The sequence below is a fragment of the Gracilimonas sp. BCB1 genome, assembly GCF_040117685.2.
In the GTDB taxonomy this organism is placed as follows: Bacteria; Bacteroidota; Rhodothermia; order Balneolales; family Balneolaceae; genus Gracilimonas.
In genome coordinates this window covers 49,668-67,179 of record NZ_JBEDYP020000011.1, presented here as the reverse complement: position 1 = coordinate 67,179, position 17,512 = coordinate 49,668, and the positions used below count along the sequence as shown (strand labels likewise).

At 44.6% G+C, this 17,512-nt stretch carries 15 protein-coding genes; 9 read left to right on the top strand and 6 right to left on the bottom strand.

Annotated features, from left to right (window positions below; genetic code table 11):
• Positions 1 to 2 precede the first annotated feature (2 nt).
• Positions 3 to 434 carry a hypothetical protein gene (locus ABFW99_RS06090; protein WP_349355848.1) on the bottom strand — a complete coding sequence of 144 codons (432 nt, stop codon included), beginning with the start codon at positions 432 to 434 and terminating at the stop codon, positions 3 to 5.
• 100 nt (positions 435 to 534) lie between these two features.
• Positions 535 to 2,544 (bottom strand): alpha/beta hydrolase family protein, encoded by a 2,010-nt coding sequence (locus ABFW99_RS06085; RefSeq protein WP_349355847.1) that lies wholly within the window; start codon positions 2,542 to 2,544, stop codon positions 535 to 537.
• Between the two features lie 182 nt (positions 2,545 to 2,726).
• Between ABFW99_RS06085 and ABFW99_RS06080 the strand changes: the two genes are divergently transcribed.
• From ABFW99_RS06080 to ABFW99_RS06045, 8 genes are all read left to right on the top strand, one after another.
• Complete coding sequence (locus tag ABFW99_RS06080) at positions 2,727 to 4,154, top strand: amidohydrolase family protein (protein ID WP_349355846.1); 1,428 nt, start codon at positions 2,727 to 2,729, stop codon at positions 4,152 to 4,154.
• A gap of 130 nt (positions 4,155 to 4,284) precedes the next feature.
• The gene (locus ABFW99_RS06075; RefSeq protein WP_349355845.1) at positions 4,285 to 5,124 is read left to right on the top strand and encodes a hypothetical protein; all 840 of its coding nucleotides are present in this window, start codon (positions 4,285 to 4,287) and stop codon (positions 5,122 to 5,124) included.
• 143 nt (positions 5,125 to 5,267) lie between these two features.
• Positions 5,268 to 5,750, top strand: a complete 483-nt coding sequence (locus ABFW99_RS06070; protein WP_349355844.1) for a hypothetical protein — start codon at positions 5,268 to 5,270, stop codon at positions 5,748 to 5,750.
• A gap of 81 nt (positions 5,751 to 5,831) precedes the next feature.
• Positions 5,832 to 6,620: a hypothetical protein gene (locus tag ABFW99_RS06065; protein ID WP_349355843.1), complete on the top strand. Its 789-nt coding sequence runs from the start codon at positions 5,832 to 5,834 to the stop codon at positions 6,618 to 6,620.
• Between the two features lie 13 nt (positions 6,621 to 6,633).
• Entirely contained in the window at positions 6,634 to 6,966 is a 333-nt protein-coding gene (locus tag ABFW99_RS06060; RefSeq protein ID WP_349355842.1) for a TraR/DksA family transcriptional regulator, read from the top strand.
• A gap of 72 nt (positions 6,967 to 7,038) precedes the next feature.
• On the top strand, positions 7,039 to 7,941 hold the full coding sequence (locus ABFW99_RS06055) for a DMT family transporter (RefSeq protein WP_349355841.1): 903 nt from the start codon (positions 7,039 to 7,041) through the stop codon (positions 7,939 to 7,941).
• A gap of 98 nt (positions 7,942 to 8,039) precedes the next feature.
• Positions 8,040 to 8,483 (top strand): MarR family winged helix-turn-helix transcriptional regulator, encoded by a 444-nt coding sequence (locus tag ABFW99_RS06050; RefSeq protein WP_349355840.1) that lies wholly within the window; start codon positions 8,040 to 8,042, stop codon positions 8,481 to 8,483.
• A 65-nt stretch (positions 8,484 to 8,548) separates the two neighbouring features.
• Positions 8,549 to 8,833, top strand: coding sequence for a VOC family protein (locus ABFW99_RS06045; protein ID WP_440707449.1), 285 nt, complete (start codon positions 8,549 to 8,551; stop codon positions 8,831 to 8,833).
• Positions 8,834 to 8,928: 95 nt separating this feature from the next.
• On the opposite strand, the gene ppgK is transcribed toward ABFW99_RS06045, so the two are convergent.
• Positions 8,929 to 9,690 (bottom strand): polyphosphate--glucose phosphotransferase, encoded by a 762-nt coding sequence (ppgK, locus tag ABFW99_RS06040; protein ID WP_349355838.1) that lies wholly within the window; start codon positions 9,688 to 9,690, stop codon positions 8,929 to 8,931.
• A gap of 111 nt (positions 9,691 to 9,801) precedes the next feature.
• Positions 9,802 to 13,197 carry a preprotein translocase subunit SecA gene (secA, locus tag ABFW99_RS06035; RefSeq protein WP_349355837.1) on the bottom strand — a complete coding sequence of 1,132 codons (3,396 nt, stop codon included), beginning with the start codon at positions 13,195 to 13,197 and terminating at the stop codon, positions 9,802 to 9,804.
• Between the two features lie 314 nt (positions 13,198 to 13,511).
• Here secA and ABFW99_RS06030 point away from each other — a divergent pair, with 314 nt between their 5' ends.
• A complete protein-coding gene (locus tag ABFW99_RS06030) occupies positions 13,512 to 14,294 on the top strand; it encodes a biotin--[acetyl-CoA-carboxylase] ligase (protein ID WP_349355836.1) in 783 nt (260 codons plus the stop codon).
• 274 nt (positions 14,295 to 14,568) lie between these two features.
• Here ABFW99_RS06030 and ABFW99_RS06025 read toward each other — a convergent pair whose 3' ends face one another.
• Entirely contained in the window at positions 14,569 to 15,795 is a 1,227-nt protein-coding gene (locus ABFW99_RS06025) for an aminotransferase class I/II-fold pyridoxal phosphate-dependent enzyme (RefSeq protein ID WP_349355835.1), read from the bottom strand.
• Positions 15,796 to 16,033: 238 nt separating this feature from the next.
• Positions 16,034 to 17,398 (bottom strand): choice-of-anchor B family protein, encoded by a 1,365-nt coding sequence (locus ABFW99_RS06020; protein ID WP_349355834.1) that lies wholly within the window; start codon positions 17,396 to 17,398, stop codon positions 16,034 to 16,036.
• Between the last annotated feature and the right edge of the window lie 114 nt (positions 17,399 to 17,512).

Genomic DNA, 17,512 nt, shown 5'->3' with positions numbered 1-17,512 from the left:
GCTCAATTTTGCTCTGATTTCTCTTTTCGGGTAATTTGTTGTTTAAAAGCGTAGCCGGCAATCAGAAAACAGATTAATCCTCCAAAGCCGAACAAAAGACGCGCCAGGGAGATGTTAAACTCCGGGCTAAGAAACGGGATTCCTCCTGAAAAACTAGAATCGGTTCCAAATAAAGCCACCCAGCTGCCAACGGCTCCCATACCTGCTACCAAAAACACTGCAAGCAGGTTGTTGTACTTCGACTTCTCCCCTAAGAATATGAGTAAACCGGCAAGAAAAAATATCGCTCCGCAAATACCTATAACCCACAATGGAGCATTTACAGCAGCGTCATCAACAACAATTACTTCCATGGAAATCAGAATTATGCTAATTCCTGTTCCCATAAAAATCCATGAAAATGCTTTTGGTGGTTTTTTGTTTTGGTTCGCCATAAGGATCAGTGTTCAGAATAACTGAATATTGCTAAAAAAAGAAAAGGCTTACGCATTTCTGCAAAAAGCCTTTTGTGATTTCGAAAGGTACAACTGAGAATTAATTCTCGATCGTCATTTCCTCCATTTCCAGTTCGGTATCAGGGCGTTGGTTTTCATCCCCTTTCAGGTACTCGGTGAACCATCGCATCATCCGCAGGTTATAATCAAAGCGGGCCGTTGCGTGCCGGTTTCCATGTCCTTCACCGGGATAAAGCACCAGGCGAACAGGAGTATCAGTACGCGTTTTGATATGACGGTAGAGTTCGTAACTCTGTCCAGGGTCAACCCTTGTATCTTCTTTCCCGTGCATAATCAGAAGCGGGGTTTTTGCATTGTCCACATGGTAGATAGGGCTGCGCTCCAGGTATCCCATATAATCCTCCCAGATTCGCTTTCGGGCATGCACATAATACAGCTCTTCTGGAATGTCACTGGTTCCCCATTTAGACAGGTTGTTGCTGATCCCGACAAACATCACCCCGGCTGCAAAGCGGTCGCTGTATTTGGTACTCATCCAGGCCGTAGCGTACCCGCCATAGGAACCCCCGGTTACACCGACTTTAGCTTCATCGGCTACACCTTCAGCAATCAGATAGTCAACTCCTTCCACGATATCGTCAAATTCAGCACCGGCTAAATCACCCTGACTGCTCATGGCGTATTCAACTCCGCGTCCTGTACTTCCGCGGTAGTTTGGATAGAAAACAACAAATCCTTCTGCAGCGCCCATTTGTCCGGCCATGGAGTAAGAGGTTAGCCACCCGTTATCGTAGTGGGCTTCAGGTCCGCCGTGTACCACTGTGATGGTTGGGTAACGCATGCCTTCTTCATAGCCCAGCGGATATATAACAATCCCTTCCACTTCCATGCCATCTTTGGTAGTGTATGAAACAGTTTCCTGTTTTCCTTTTGAAACACCATCGAGCCACGGGTTGCTGTTGGTTACTCTTTTAGGCTGTTTATCACTTTTTTTCATCACGTATAATTCGCCGGGATGATCAGGAGTATTGGCATTGAAAACATGGGTTCCGTTTCCGGCATGGGCAAATGAATTCAGAATAGCTCCGCCGGTAGGTACAATCGCTTTCATCTGGCTGCCATCACTCTTGATACTGCCAAATTCTGACCAAACCCCTTTACTGGCGAGGTAGTGAATGGTGTTGGCGTTAGCCCATTCAATCTGCTCAAAACTACCGTTGAAATCTTCTTTAAGTAAAGTGGATTTACCGGTTGAAGCATCAGCAATCTTTAAGCGACCTGCTATAGGGTCGTTGATGGTGGCCGCTGCGATCATAGCTAATTTCTTGCTGTCCGGACTCCAGGTAATCTGCCCGAGTTTTCCTTCATGATCAACTTCAGCGATCACGTCGCGAGTTTTATGATCTATGATTACAATTTTTTGACTCATGTAGAAGTCATCAACCAATGGAGTTGGGGCCACGGCCACGGCAAGTTTTTGTTGATCCGGGCTCCACATGGCATCATAAACAGAACCTTCTACAGGAATTCGGTGTGGGGTATGGCCATCCTTGGCAATATTCTGGATATAGGCCCAGGTATGGGTCAAATTCTCTTCATAAATCTCCGGACTGTAAGGAAGCGGTGAATCACTTTCTTCTTTTGGCTCTGCAGATCTTAATACAATATGATTGCCATCATCAGCCCAGCTATACCCGGAAATATTTCGTTCAAAAGCATATAGTTTTTCTGATTCGCCGGATTTGGTATCCAATTCATATAATGATGTGGTTTCATCTTCTTCCTTTTTAGCCAGGTAGGTAATGTTATTGGTTCCCGGCCTGAAGGCAATACCACTCACGCTCATTTCCGTAATAAGTGGAGAGGTTTCCCCGGTTGATACATCCATCATGTACAGATGCGTGCCGGGCAGGGCATTTTCCTTCACGGGGTCGGCGGGAACGGTAAGCGTATAGGCAGCGGTGTTGCCATCGGCAGATAAGTAAACAGAGCCGACATTCTTAATTTTTGCAACTTGCGTTGGGGTGAGGCCGTTTTGCGCAAGTCCAAGCTGCATGAACCCAACGGTAAACCCCAGAACAAGCGCCATTAGATAGCTTGATTTTCGGAATGAAGAACGAGTCATTGGTTTCCTCCTGATTGTGATTGATCGAGTTGGCGGAATATAGTTAATAAGCCTACTCATCTAAAGACTTAGATGAAAAACGAGTACAATTTGTAAAGCTGATATGAAATTCTTAAATCCGATTAAAGATCAAATTTGGAGACCACATGAAATACACTAAATGGATGTGCATGGTACTGATAACTGCAACTATGAGTTTAACCGCCTGCACTGAATCAGATCCCGCTAAAAAAGTGACGGTAATTTCAGGAGCTACTTTATTTGACGGAACCGGCGCTGAAGCTATAGAAAACAGTATGGTGGTGATCCGTTCGGGTGAAATTGACTGTGTGGGCAGAGATGGGGAATGTTCTGTTCCCATGGGTGCTGAAGTAATAAATGCGGAAGGGAAATACATCACGCCCGGACTTGTAGATGCTCACATGCATTTCTTTCAAACCGGTTTTTTTGACAGCCGGCCCGATGCGATGGACATTACCAACACATATCCGTTTGCAGAAGTAGCTGCCTATCAGAAGCAAAACCCGCAGCGATATTACAATTCATATCTCTGTTCGGGGATTACTGCAGTGTATGATGTGGGTGGAATGAGCTGGTCGATTGATTTCCAGGAGCAAGCCGAAAACAATCCTAAAGCTCCTCATGTAGCGGCAGCCGGTCCGCTGATTACCCCGGTTCCGGGAGCTCCTTTTGATCTGCCATCAGACAAAGTGTTGGTAACCCTCGATTCGGAAGAGACGGGAGTGAAGACGGTGCAGTATCTGTCGGCTTTGGGTAGTACTGGCATCAAGTTCTGGACTTTTGATGAAGACAGCGATGAGTATATGAATCGGGTTGAGGCTACAGCTGAAGAAATTCGCCGACAAGGCAATCAAATGATCTCTCATGCCACAACGCTGGATCAGGCCAAAGCAGCACTCCGTAATGGCACGAAACTTTTGGTTCACAGTGTGCAGAACACGGAAATTGATGATGAGTTTATTGAGTTGGCCAAAGAAAATGGCACCTATTACAATCCCACGCTGATTGTGAGTGCTGGTTATATGCTTGCCTATAGAGCTGCTTCCGATATTGCTCCTATTCCGGTTACCGATCCAAACGGTTGCGTAGATTCAAAAACCATGCAGCTTATAAATACAGCAGCTCAGTTTAAAGATCATCCGCGGCTATCGGAGAATATGAAGAACAGGCTCAAGGATTTTAATCCTGAAACCGATATGACCAGGGACATACTTTTGACCAATTTGAAAAAAGCGTATGATGCCGGTATTCCCATTGTAGTAGGCACCGATGCCGGAAATCCCGGGACATTACATGGAATTTCTATTTTTGCTGAAATGGAGTATATGCAACGCGCCGGCATTCCAGCTAAAGATTTAATTGTGATGGCCACCAAAAACGGGGCAGAGTCTATGCGTCGCGGGGATGACTTTGGAACGCTTGAATCCGGGAAGCTGGCTAACCTGATTTTACTGGAAAAAAACCCGGGCGATGATATATCCAATATGCGTTCATTAACTCACATAATGATTAAAGGAAATCTATTGGAAGTGGGGGAAGTTCAGACGGAATAAACCGTTTCTAACTTTTCCAAAGTTATAAGGAATAGATGTAGTTCAAGGCTACTTATTTAACTTTGGAAAAGTTATCTAAGCAAACCATATTTATGAATTGTCCAATAGTAGTCCACCAAATATTAAGACCATGAAAAGCCACTTTTCTCTATTTCTGCTAATTCCGCTCTTATTTATTTCGTTTGAGGCGAAGGCCCAAAATAAGTTGTTGGGTAAAATCAATTTTCCGAATTCCGGAGCTGAAGTAGCTCAGGCTGATTTTGTTGAGGGCGTAAAGTTTCTGCATAATTTTGAGTATGAGGATGCCGCTCGTGCTTTCAGGCGCGCCCAGGAAAAAGACCAGAACTTTGTGATGGCTTATTACGGAGAAGCTAAGTCTCATAATCACCCTATATGGATGCAACAAGATCGGGTAGCAGCCATGGCTATTTTGAGTAAACTTGGTGAAACCGTTGAAGAGCGACAGAAAAAAGCCTCAACCCAAAAAGAAAAAGATCTGCTAATGTCGCTGGAAGTGCTTTACGGCAACACTGAGGAAGCAAAAAGCCTCTCTAAAGAAGAAAGGGATGATCTATATATGGAGTTTATGGGGGAGCTTCATGAAAAATATCCGGGCGATCATGAAATAACAGCATTCTATGGGTTGTCAATTCTCGGTACTGCTCATGAGGGTCGCGATTTTGCCATTTATATGGAAGCTGCAGCTGAATTGTTTGAGGTATGGAATGCCAATGAAGAACATCCCGGTGCCGCGCATTATCTGATTCATTCTTTTGACGATCCCATCCATGCCCCACTTGGTTTGCCGATGGCCAAAGCGTATTCCGAAATTGCACCGGCTGCAGCTCATGCCCAACATATGACCTCTCATATATTCCTCGCGTTGGGAATGTGGGATGAAACCATTGATGCGAATATTGTGGCCAGAGATGTTCAGCAAACCCGCCAAAAGAGCTCGATGAGAAACTAACGGTTTGCGGGCACTACCCATGGTGGCTGCAGTACGGATACCTTCAAGCCGGAGAAACCGATAAAGCAAGAGAGGTATTACTGACCTGTTACGACCGGATTAAAAAAGAGCCGACAGGTGGAGAAAAATGGCACTTCTCGGTAATGCGGGGACACTTTATTGTAGATGGGGAGATGTGGAGTGAGGCCGCAGAATGGAAAGCCGAATATGCATCCGGAAACAGAGCAGGGCAGAACTATTATTTTACGTCAGCTTTTGCTGCCATAAAAATGGGAGAATTGGAAATAGCCCGCCAAAACCTGAACAAACTGATGCAAGTACCGGAAAGTCCGGACCGGAATATCCAGATGAATCAGATTAAAGGCTTACTGTTAATGGAGGAAGGCAAAGACGAGCAGGGACTTCAACTGCTGAAAGAAACAGCAGTTGCTGAATCTGAGCTTCCAATCGACTTTGGTCCGCCTACTATTGTAAAGCCATCATATGAGCTTCTGGGGGATGTGCTTTATAAAATGGAGAAGTATGAAGAAGCATCAGAAGCATACGGAAAACAGCTGGAACGTACTCCCAAACGCCTAAGGTCGGTGCTTGGAAAGGAACGAGCAAAGGGATTAGCTTCGCGATAAATCCACTCAAAACACCTTTCTAACTTGAAATTTAGCCGCATTATTATACCTTAGAGTAAGGGTTAATAAATGGAGTGCGGTATGAAAAAGGTTACTTTACTTACGTTAGTGTTAGTTTTTGTAAAGGTAGCGTCCGGATATTCACAGACCGAAGATGGAGCTTATCTGAATATTGATTACCTGAAGGTTGAGACCGAAAACCTTGCCAAATTCGAAAAATTGGTTAATTCGGAGTGGGTGCCAATTTTAAAGAAAGAAGCGTCATCCGGAGATGTAACCGGAAGTTATTTTTATAAAGTTGTGTATCCCGGTGGTAACCTGAGTAAATATAATTATGTGCTCGTCAGAACCTATCAGGATCTGGATGCTATAATGGCTAAAGGAGAAAGATTAAACGAATTACTAGCCGACGAAGGTGGTAATATATTATCGAAATCACTTGATTTGGCTGAATTTCAGTACTCTGAACTTTGGAAGACGGAAGCCGGGGTTATGAATATTATAGATGCAGAACCCGGTGCTTATGCGATTGTAAATTTTATGAGGGTTAAGCCGGGAATGGAAAACCAGTATCTCGCCCTGGAAAATGATATTGCACGTCCACTCCACGAGGAGCGAATTAGACAGGATCAGATGCACAACTGGCGAACTTATTCATTAATGAAGCCGGGTGGTATAGAGTATAAGTACAATTTTATTACAGCCGATTTCTACGATATTATAAGTAATATGGAATATGGCTTCTCCAATGAAATTATGAAGAGTGTAATGCCCCGTGCAAATTTCACTGAAACTATGAATGCTATCATCAATACCCGGGAAATCGTGAATAGCGAACTTTGGAAGCTATTATCTTATCAGAAAAAGTAGAGACTTACGGTACATGACGGACTCTGAAAAGGCGAAGCTCAAAGGAATCATCAGTTCAAGAATTGAAGAGACAAAAGAAGATATTGCTGAGCTTCAGGAGCTGGTAAAACCTATTCCGCTGGATGCTTCCATTGGAAGGGTTTCGAGAATGGATGCCATTAATAATAAGACCATAAATGAGTCTTCGTTGAGAGAGAAGCAGCAGCAACTCAAAAAGCTGGAACGGGCTAAGGAAAATGCTGAATCCGATGCTTTCGGAAGTTGCACAAAATGCGGAGAAGAAATTCCCTTCGGCCGTTTAGAGTATATGCCGCATACCACCCGATGTGTTAAATGTGTGGGTTAGCGGTTCGGCTTTCTTACAATTTTTAAGGGAAACTATTGCTAAATATTTGCCGGTTAAGTAACATCGGCAGCTTTGAAAAATATCATTCTATATCTTATTCCTGCTCTTATTTGGGGCTCTACCTGGTTCGCTATCACATTTCAGGTTGGAGATGTTGATCCTATTGTTTCGGTAAGTTATCGGTTTTTGCTGGCGGGATTGATTCTGCTTGGATATTCAAAAATCAGAAAACTAAAGCTCAACTATACACTGAGCGAGCATGGCTTTATACTTCTGCAGGGTCTTTTTCTATTTGGCTTTAACTATTGGATGGTGTATCTCGCCGAACAAACTTTAACCAGTGGATTGGTGGCTCTTGTCTTCTCTACCATGTTGTTCATGAATATTTTTAACAGCCGTATTTTCCTGAAGAATATCATTCCCTGGAAGGTGTATGGTGGGGCAGTTCTGGGGTTAACTGGCATTGTGATGATTTTCTACAAAGACCTCCTGAATTTTTCTTTTACCGATGCTGCATCCATTGCACTTTTACAGGCAGTTGGTGCCGCGTATGTTGCTTCTTTGGGGAATATTATTTCAGCCCGAAATCAGTCGGCCGGGCTACCGGTTATTCAAACTAATGCCATTGGAATGACATACGGAGCTTTAGCAATGGCTTTAGTCGCTTTGTTGGTCGGGTATGAATTCTCATTCAGTCTCGAATTCTCCTACAGTTTATCACTGATTTATTTGGCGGTATTCGGGTCTGTATTCGCATTTGGAGCCTACCTGAGTTTAATCGGCCGGATTGGTGCCAGTCGTGCCGGGTATGTTCAGTTGGTGGTTCCTATTATCGCCCTCATTATATCCACTCTATTTGAAAATTATACATGGACCATAGCAGGCATGGTTGGTGTGGTCTTCATTATCTCCGGTAATTTTATCGTACTTGAACGTGGAAAAACGAAGCAGGCTCCTCTTTCCAATGATGGTTAGCAGTGTGGTGAATTAGCTCCAGTTAACAATTTGTTTGAACATTGATGTTCAGACATTATATTAAGCGCAATTATATCATCTGCACAAAAACTGGATTTATGGAAGCTACAGCTACAGCAACCTCACAAAAAAACGTCTGGCGGGAACTGAGAACAAACATCTTCGAAACTGAAGTCTGGCTTCGTACTGTCATCAAAAATTTCCTTGATGAGTTTGATTTAACCCAACAGCAACTGTCGATACTCAGGATATTGAAGGCAGCCAATAACGAGCCGATGTCCACCAAGCAGATTCAGGAGGAAATGATGGACAAGAGCTCGGATACCTCCCGGCTTGTGGACAGGCTGATAAAAAAAGACCTCGTTCGCAAGCGAAAAGATCCGAATGACGGGCGACTTATCCAGGTGTTCATTAAGTATGAGGGCCTTCGGCTACTGGCACAGATAGAAGATCGCATTCATGTCCTTGACGAAAAATTCACGCTGCTTTCTGAAGAAGAAGCTGAACAGCTGAACTGGCTGCTGGAAAAAGCGCGTTCTTGAATTTAACCTTTCCTTCCTGTACTATCGGTCAATTATTTGAAAATTCAGGCAGAGGAATGTATTCGATGAATAACGCGATAAACTGGTTCGAAATACCGGCCAATGATATTGACAGAGCTAAGAAATTTTACGAAACCATTTTTGAATTTGAGATGCCGGACCTTGATATAGGAGATGGCTTACGAATGGCCCTATTCCCGGCTACGACCGGAACTGTTGGAGGTGCCATCATCAAGAACAAGGAATGGTATTATCCAAGTGAAAGCCATGGCCCGCTATTGTACCTGAATGCAAACCCGAATCTTCAGTCCATTCTTGATCGGGTAGAAGGGGCCGGGGGAAAGTTATGATCCCGAAAAGGCTTATCACCGAAGACAATGGCTATATGGCCGTAATACTGGATAGCGAAGGAAACCGAATAGCGCTCCATTCCAACGAATAACACCTACCGGTAGAATTCTTTATTCTTAAGCTGAACCGAGGCCGCGTAATAAGCTGCACCTACGATACTTGCATTATTAAGCAGGCTGGCAGCCTTAAATTTGGTCTTTATTTTGATATAGGGAAAGGTTTTATCGGCTTTTTTGGAAAGCTGACCGCCAAGAATAAAAAGATCAGGATGAAAGAGTTTTTCATACTGCTCCAGGACCAACTGTAGTCTTTTCCCCCAGGTTTTCTTCCGAATACCTTCCTCTTTTCGAACCCGGTTCGAAGCCCTTTCTTCAATACTAATTCCTTTTATCTCAACCTGACCTAATTCGGTGTTGGGTACAAGTGTGCCATCTACAAAAAGGGAGGAGCCAATTCCGGTACCTACCGTCAACACAATAACAGTTCCGCGCTGTTCTTTTCCCACGCCGAATTTCATTTCTGCCAACCCAACGGCATCGGTATCGTTAATTACGCTGACGTTGCAGCCGGTGATTTCAGTAAACAGATGATCGGCATCGGCATCCACCCAGCCTTGATCCATGCGGGTTGTTGAGAGTACGATTCCTTTGCTGGTCGCTGCCGGGAAGGCGCATCCTATAGGGCCATCCCAGTCAAATTTCTTAACAACCTTGTGCAGTTTTGAGATAAGCTTATGCGGACGGGTGTCGTCAATTTTGTCGGTTGTACGCTTCTTGGATACAATCTCTCCTTTGTCAGTATCCACGATGGCACCCTTGATGCCGTAACTTCCAATATCGATCCCTAAAACTTCCACAAATCCGGTGTTTAATTAGTTCGGGACAAACATAGCGAAAAAATGATTAGGTACATAGCAGGGACGCAAAATCTTGTGACCTGCTATGTGCCTGTAAAAAGGCTGAATGAATTATTTTTCGACTACAACCCAGCCTTCCTCATCAACCATACGCTTGGCGTATTTCCATTTGATCTCTTTGGTCTCGCCGCTGTTCATATTTTGAACAGTAACGTAATCATTACGGCCGGGTTCGTCGGCAACTTCAACGGGCTGACGTTTGGCATTGCCACCCTGTGGTTTCTGTCCACCATTTTGTTGAGGCTGAGCCGGTGCTTTAAGTCCCATACCGGTAGAGTCGGCGTGTTGAGTTTCCATCGAAGATGTGTCGAAGCGTGACTTCTGCTTTTGAGCCTTCTCCAGTTTGGAATCCTCGGCCTGTACTTCAGGTACGGCTTTCCAAATCAGTGAAATAGCTTCCTGGTTGATGTCATCCAGCAACATTTTGAACATGTCAAAAGCTTCACGCTTATACTCAAGCAATGGATCTTTCTGTGCAAAAGAACGCAAGCCAATACCTTCTTTAACGGAATCCAATTCGCGCAGGTGTTCCATCCATTTTTGATCGATAATGGATAGAATGGCACTCTTCTCGAGGGAACGTGCAACTTCTCGCCCTTCATTTTCAAGAGCCGATTCCACATCCACTACAATGCGCATGCGGCGAATACCGTCCGTAAAAATAACCTGAACTTTATCAGGGCGATTTTCCGGATTGGCTTCCGTAATTCGCTTCATAACCTCATACAGAGGCTTGGCCATCCGCTCCTCTTTCTTGCGATAAGCTTGAATGGCTTTATCGATAATGTGATCGGCAAGGTCCCGCTCGTTCATATTGAACCAGGTTTCTCGATCATAATCTACATCTACCGCCAGGTGACGTAAAACCGATTCATGAAGTCCGTCATAATCTCCGGCGGCTACATGTTCTTCCACCATCGACTCGATCAGGTCATCCAGCATATCCATGATATCCGTACGCAGCTGATCTCCGGAAAGCGCGTGCTTTCTTCGGGCATAAATCACGTTTCGCTGATTGTTCAGTACGTCATCATATTCCAGCTGTCGCTTACGGATACTGAAGTTATTCTGCTCAACTTTGCTCTGAGCTCGCTCCAGCGATTTGGTGATCCATGGGTGAGTAATTACTTCACCTTCTTCAAAACTGAGCTTATCCATCACGTTGGCTACCCGATCGCTCATAAACAGCGCCATCAGGTCATCTTCCAGCGATACATAAAACTGAGACTCACCGGGATCTCCCTGACGACCGGCACGACCTCGAAGCTGTAAGTCGATACGGCGCGATTCATGGCGCTCGGTTCCTAAAATTGCCAGTCCGCCTTTCTCTTTAACGCCTTTGGCAAGCTTAATATCGGTACCACGACCGGCCATGTTGGTAGCCACGGTTACGGCTCCGATTTCACCAGCTTGCTTTACAATTTCACTTTCCTGAGCGTGCTGTTTGGCGTTCAATACGTTATGTGGAATGCCTGCGCGCTGCAGCATACGGCTCAGCTTTTCAGATACATCCACGCTGGTGGTACCCACCAATACCGGCTGACCTTTTTCGTGATATTCTCGAATTTTTTCGACCGAAGCGTTAAACTTTTCTCGCTTGGTTTTAAATACAAGGTCTTCTTTGTCATCCCTTGCAATAGGCTTATTGGTGGGGATCACTACTACGTCGAGTTCATAAATCTCGTTAAACTCACCTTCTTCTGTTTCCGCCGTACCGGTCATACCGGCCAGTTTGTTATACATCCGGAAATAATTCTGAAGGGTAATGGTGGCATAGGTTTGAGTGGACGCCTCAACTTTTACTTCCTCTTTAGCCTCAATCGCCTGGTGCAGGCCATCGGAATAACGACGACCCGAAAGTACACGTCCGGTGTGTTCATCCACGATGTTTACCTTACCATCCTGAACGATGTATTCCTCTTCCCGCTCAAAGTTAGTGTACGCTTTTAGCAGCTGGTTTACGGTGTGAATGCGATCTCCACGCTCGGCAAACAAGCGGTGCAATTCGTTGAATTTGCGTTCGCGTTCTTGCCGCACTTCCTGCTTAGCTTCAGCTAATTTCTTCTCTTTATACTCATCGCTGAACTCATTATTGGTTTTGACATCAGTCAGCTTTTCTTCTTCCAGCTCTTCAATCTCTTTCTCAATAACTGCCGTTTCTTCTCCCAAATCCGGAATTACGAAAAAGTCTTCATCTTCTCCTTTTTTGGTGATGAATTCCCGGCCTTTTTCCGTCATCTCAATAGAATTCATCTTCGGGTCAACTGCGTAGAACAAGTACTCATCCACCACAGGCATGTTCTTGGCATTATCCTGCAGGTAAAAAGACTCGGTGCTCTGAATCAGCTTCTGGATTTTAGGATCCTGCTGCAGCTTACGAAGCTGAGAGTTTTTCGGGAATCCGCGAACGGCACGGAACAGGGCAAGTCCGGCTTTTTCTTCATCGCCTTCATCCAGCAGCTCTTTACCTTCCTTCACCAGGTTGGCAACTAATTTCTTCTGTGCATTAACCAGTGATTCCACGCGGGGCTTCATTTCCACATATTTTCCGGATTTGTTGTCCTGCGGAACCGGACCTGAAATGATAAGCGGAGTTCGGGCTTCATCAATCAGGATGGAGTCAACCTCATCAATAATGGTGTAGTGATGTTCGCGCTGTACCAATTGTTCCTGTTCAACCACCATGTTATCGCGGAGGTAGTCGAAGCCAAATTCGTTGTTGGTTCCATAGGTGATATCCGCTTTGTAGGCTTTTCGTCGAGGCTCCGTGCTGGGTTGATAGCGATCTACACAATCCACTTCCAGTCCGTGGAAGTTAAAGATCGGCTCATTCCATTCGGCGTCACGCATAGCCAGGTAGTTGTTTACCGTGATAACGTGCACGCCTTTTCCGGCCAATGCATTCAGGTAAGCCGGAAAAATGGCAACCAGTGTTTTACCTTCACCGGTTTTCATCTCAGCAATACGCCCCTGATGCAGTACAATGGCACCAATCAGCTGTACATCATAAGGAATCATTTCCCAGGTGGTTTCATTACCACCTACTTTCCATGACTTTCCGACAAATCGTCGGCAGGTGTCTTTGAGTACGGCAAAGGCTTCAGGCAAAATGTCATCCAAAACCTCTTCAATGATGTCCAGTTCCTGTTGCTCCAGCTCTTCGAGGTGCTCAGCCATTTCACGGTGTTCGCCGGGTCCGATGTTCTCAATGTCATCCAGGTGCTTTTTAATCTCCTGAATCTCGGCAACCGTCTCGGCGGTAGCATCCTTGATTTTCTGCTTAAACTCTTCGGTTTTGGCCTTCAGCTCATCATCGCTGAGCTGCTTCATCTGCTCTTCGTAGCTCTTGATTTCATCTACGATGGGCTGAATTTTTTTAATGTCCTTTTCACTCTTGGAACCAAAGACTTTGGTAATAACCTTACCAACTTTATCTAATATATCCATAATGGGGTTACTCGTACTCTGCGAATATTTTTGTTAATCAGGTTGAAGTTAACCTTATATAAAGGGCGGTTCAACTGTTTGCACGTTAATGATTACAAATATCCTGCCATAATTTATTTTGGCAGAACTATTCAGATAACTGACCCGAAATGGGGTGTGCAGAGCCAGTACAGGAGAGTATTTGCAAAACTAACAAGAAGATTTAGATGTATTTTAGTCTCCACCAAAGCAATTTTCTTTCTGGAACATTACTGGGTTTATTTTACTTTGTATGATCTGGTGGGTTTAATTAACAACTAATACGAAATTGAATTTTGTTCGATTCTGAACTTTTTGAAAGTCACTTATCAACTTCCTGGCTGGGGCGCAGCTTTCATTTTTTTGAGGAATTGCCTTCCACCAATTCTTATGCAAAGCAGCTGAACGGGGAGGGCACCCAGCATGGTGCAATTGTATTAACGGATGACCAGACCGGCGGAAGGGGGCAATACGATCGGGTGTGGAATGCAGAGCCCGGAAAGAACCTGACGTTCAGCCTGGTTTTTGAACCTCAAAAAGCGGAACGGTTTACGTTGCTTACCTTAGCTTGCGCATTGGCAGTCTCTGAAACCGTGAATTCCTGCGCCCATGTTGAAACCAGGCTGAAATGGCCAAACGATATCCTGTGTAACAACAAAAAACTCTGTGGTATTCTCACCGAAACCCAGTTCTCCGGAAATAAGCTGGAGCGCGTAGTTGTTGGCCTTGGCTTGAATGTAAATCAAAGCAGATTTAATGGGGAGTTAGCAGAAAAGGCAACATCAGTAAAAAAAGAATGTGGTAAAGAGTTTATAAGAGAAAAATTGCTGGCCGATATTTTGCAAAAAATCGAATATCGGTACCGGTTATGGAGTCAGTTTAGCCCCGATTTGGTGAAGCAGATAAACCATGCACTGATTGGTTATGGAGAATGGACCAACCTTACAGTGAATGACGAGCAGCTTGATGGCGAGTTTAAGTTTCTTGGGGTGAATGAATCAGGCTCGCTTATCGCACTCAATAAAGATTTTGACATCCGAAGCTTTTCTCACGAGCAAGTTCGGGTTCAGGTGGGGTAAAATCACTCCAGAGCTGATATACTTTTATGCATTTATGCGAATAAGCTTTTTCATATATGGATGAACCTCTCCTATTGCGTGATAGAGGTAGTTATTTTGGTTCTGGTTCAAGCGTCCGCTTGGACAAGAGATGATAATACTGCACTCGTTTTCCTATTCAAACAAAGCACAAGCGGACGCTTGCGCTATTTGGTAACCAGAAGCGGGATAGCATAAAACAAAAAAAGCCTGCTTGAGTGAACAAGCAGGCTTTGAAAATAGATAGGTGCTTTAATTACGCACTTAGCTTTTCAGCGGCTTCGAATACAAACTCTTTGATAGCGCCAAAGGCTTTAAGAGTTTTCTCGATGTGTGCATCATTATGAGCTGCGGTAGGGATGAGGCGAATCAGTACTGTTCCTTTTGGAACTACCGGATACGCAACACCACTTACAAATACGCCATGCTCTTCACGAAGCTTTCGCATAATATCCTGGCAGAGGTCCGTGCTTCCTTTGGTCAGAACCGGAGTTACCGGACTTTCTGATGGCAACACCGTATATCCCAGATCACGAAGTCCTTCGCGAAGCTTCAGTGTATTATTCCAGAGTGTCTCTCTCCACTCGGGGTGGTCTTTAATCATCTGCAGGCGTTTGCGTGCGGTAACAACCATAGGTAGTGGAAGGGACTTCGCAAATACCTGGCTGCGTGAGTTTGCTTTCAGAAATTCAATAACGCGCGGTTCAGAGGCGATAAAAGCACCAATTAAAGCAAAAGATTTTGCGAACGTGCCAAAATAGATATCAATTCCATCTTGAACGCCAAGATGTGTTCCTGCCCCTGATCCGTCTTCACCCATCGTACCGATGCCATGTGCATCATCAACCAACAGGCGGAAGTCAACTTCTTCTTTAAGAGCAATGATTTCTTTCAGGATGCCGAGATCGCCGGTCATGCCAAAAACACCTTCCGTCACAACAAGGATGGAAGAATTGTCTTTACGTTTCTTATCTGCACGATAAAGTTGCTTTTTGAAGCTTTCAATGTCGTTGTGCTTGAACACGGATTTGTCGGCCATGGAAAGCTGCTTTCCATCAACAATACAAGCATGACTCAGCTCATCGTAAATGAGAAAGTCGTTGCGATCTACCAGGGAGTGAATGGTACTCATGATACCCTGATAACCATAATTGAGAAGCTGAGCAGATTCTTTATGAACAAAAGCTGCCAGTTCTTCTTCCAGTTTCTCATGCTCGGTAGTGTTACCAGTCATTAGCCGGGCACCCATTGGTGCACTCAGGCTGTATTTCGCAGTGGCTTCCGTATCCACTTTTTTAATTTCCTCGTTGCTCCCAATGCCGAGGTAGTCGTTAATACTCCAAACGACCATGTCTTTGCCGTTGAATTGCATTTCCGGCCCCAAAGGTCCTTCCAGTCTTGGGAATGTGTAGTACCCGTATCCTTCCGAAGTGAATGGGCCAAGAGGACTTGGTCGGCCCTCAAGCTTATCAAATAAATCCATAAATATGCGCTGAGATTTTCGCTGTAATTGTGATTAGAGCGGCCTTTTAGGCCATATATAAAAGCGTGCTAAATGTACGTAAATATCCCCTTATCTCAAAAGAATCGGGACTTAGGTAACATGCAGTTAATATAGCTGCAATCCGGGGGCAGAATGAGTGGAACCGAAACAGCTCCACAAAGATATAGAAAAGCCCGAAGGTGAGTTCGGGCTTCAGCTTGAAAAATTTTATTTACGGTTAATCCAGATTCGGTCGAACGATAAATAAGCCGGTCTCGATATCACTCAAAACGATCATTCCGCTTTCAAAATAAGGGTAGTTACTCCAGGTGCCCTTAAAAGAGGAGGCATCGGTGGCAGGTTGGGTGTCGAAATAGGCAACCCGCTCAAGGTTGGCATTTTCTACGTCGGACAAGTCAAGAATCTGCAGTCCGGAGTTATAATTCGTTTCGTAAGCATAATTTCCTTTTATATACAGGTTGTGATCAATGGAAAAGGTATTGTGCTCATAATATCCTACAAATTCAGGGTTTTCCAGGTCTCGGACATCCCATACATACGTCTTGGTGCCGCGACCGAGGTTTCGCTCATCCAGCTCATCATTCATTAAAAAGTAAGACTGATCTTCCGTTAGCCACCCCTGGTGCGAATACTGCATATCGGCCTGGCGTTCAAAACCAATGGTGGTTGGGTTTTCTTTATCAGAAACATCTGCGATAACCACATTACCTTCGGCAGAGTTAAAGCACACTTCTTTACCTTGATGCTCAGAATCAGGTCCGTTGTAAATTATGCACTGGGCGTCGTGAATATAACCCGGTGCCACACGATAAAAGCCGGGTTCGGTATCGATGTAGCAACCTGAATACGTTGGGTTTTTGGGATCTCGTATATCTATCATATGTAAACCGGTGCTGTCCCTGCTTCCGCACATCATGGATTGTGTAACTCCGGCTGCATAGGCAAAACCGGTTTGTTCATTTATAACAATGTTGTGAGAAGGTCCGAAGTGGTCGTATAAAGCATCATGCTCGAGCAGTATGGGTGAGCCGTCGTAGTTGCGAAGCTTGGTGAGGTCCAGCACCTGCATTCCATGAGGCTGAGCATCACTTACCACGAAGGCATGATTGTCATACACTTTCACATCGCGCCATGAGGAACCCTGGGAGATAGATTTGGATCGTGCTGTGGTTCCAAGCCCGAGATTACAGGCCGGATATTGATCAAGCGGAAGCGCCTTATACTTAGCATTCAGGTTCGATTCCGGCATACGGCCTACAACTATCGGGTTTTCCGGATCAGAAATATCCACAAAAGACATTCCGTTTGTAAGACCAACCAAGGCATATTCTTTATCGGTTTGTGGATCGGTCCAGCCCCAAATATCATTTAAATATACACCGGATGATTGTCCGGTAAGTTCAAAAACAGAAACATGCGCAAATAAATCCACATTATCACAGGCATAATCCATGGCCATTCCATCTTTACAGGGGAAGGGAGCGTCACTTTTATCCTTGTCTTTGGTTTGCGAAAGGTCACAGCTTGAAAAAAGCAGACCGAAAACAGCGATGGAGATGGGTAAATATGAACGGTTAAACATAGGGCGATTAATTAATCTCTTAGGATGTTCAGAAATATAAACGATAATTACTCAGAAAACATATTCAATGTAAGCAGGCAGGCATACATACTATATTTATAACTTCATGCCCAA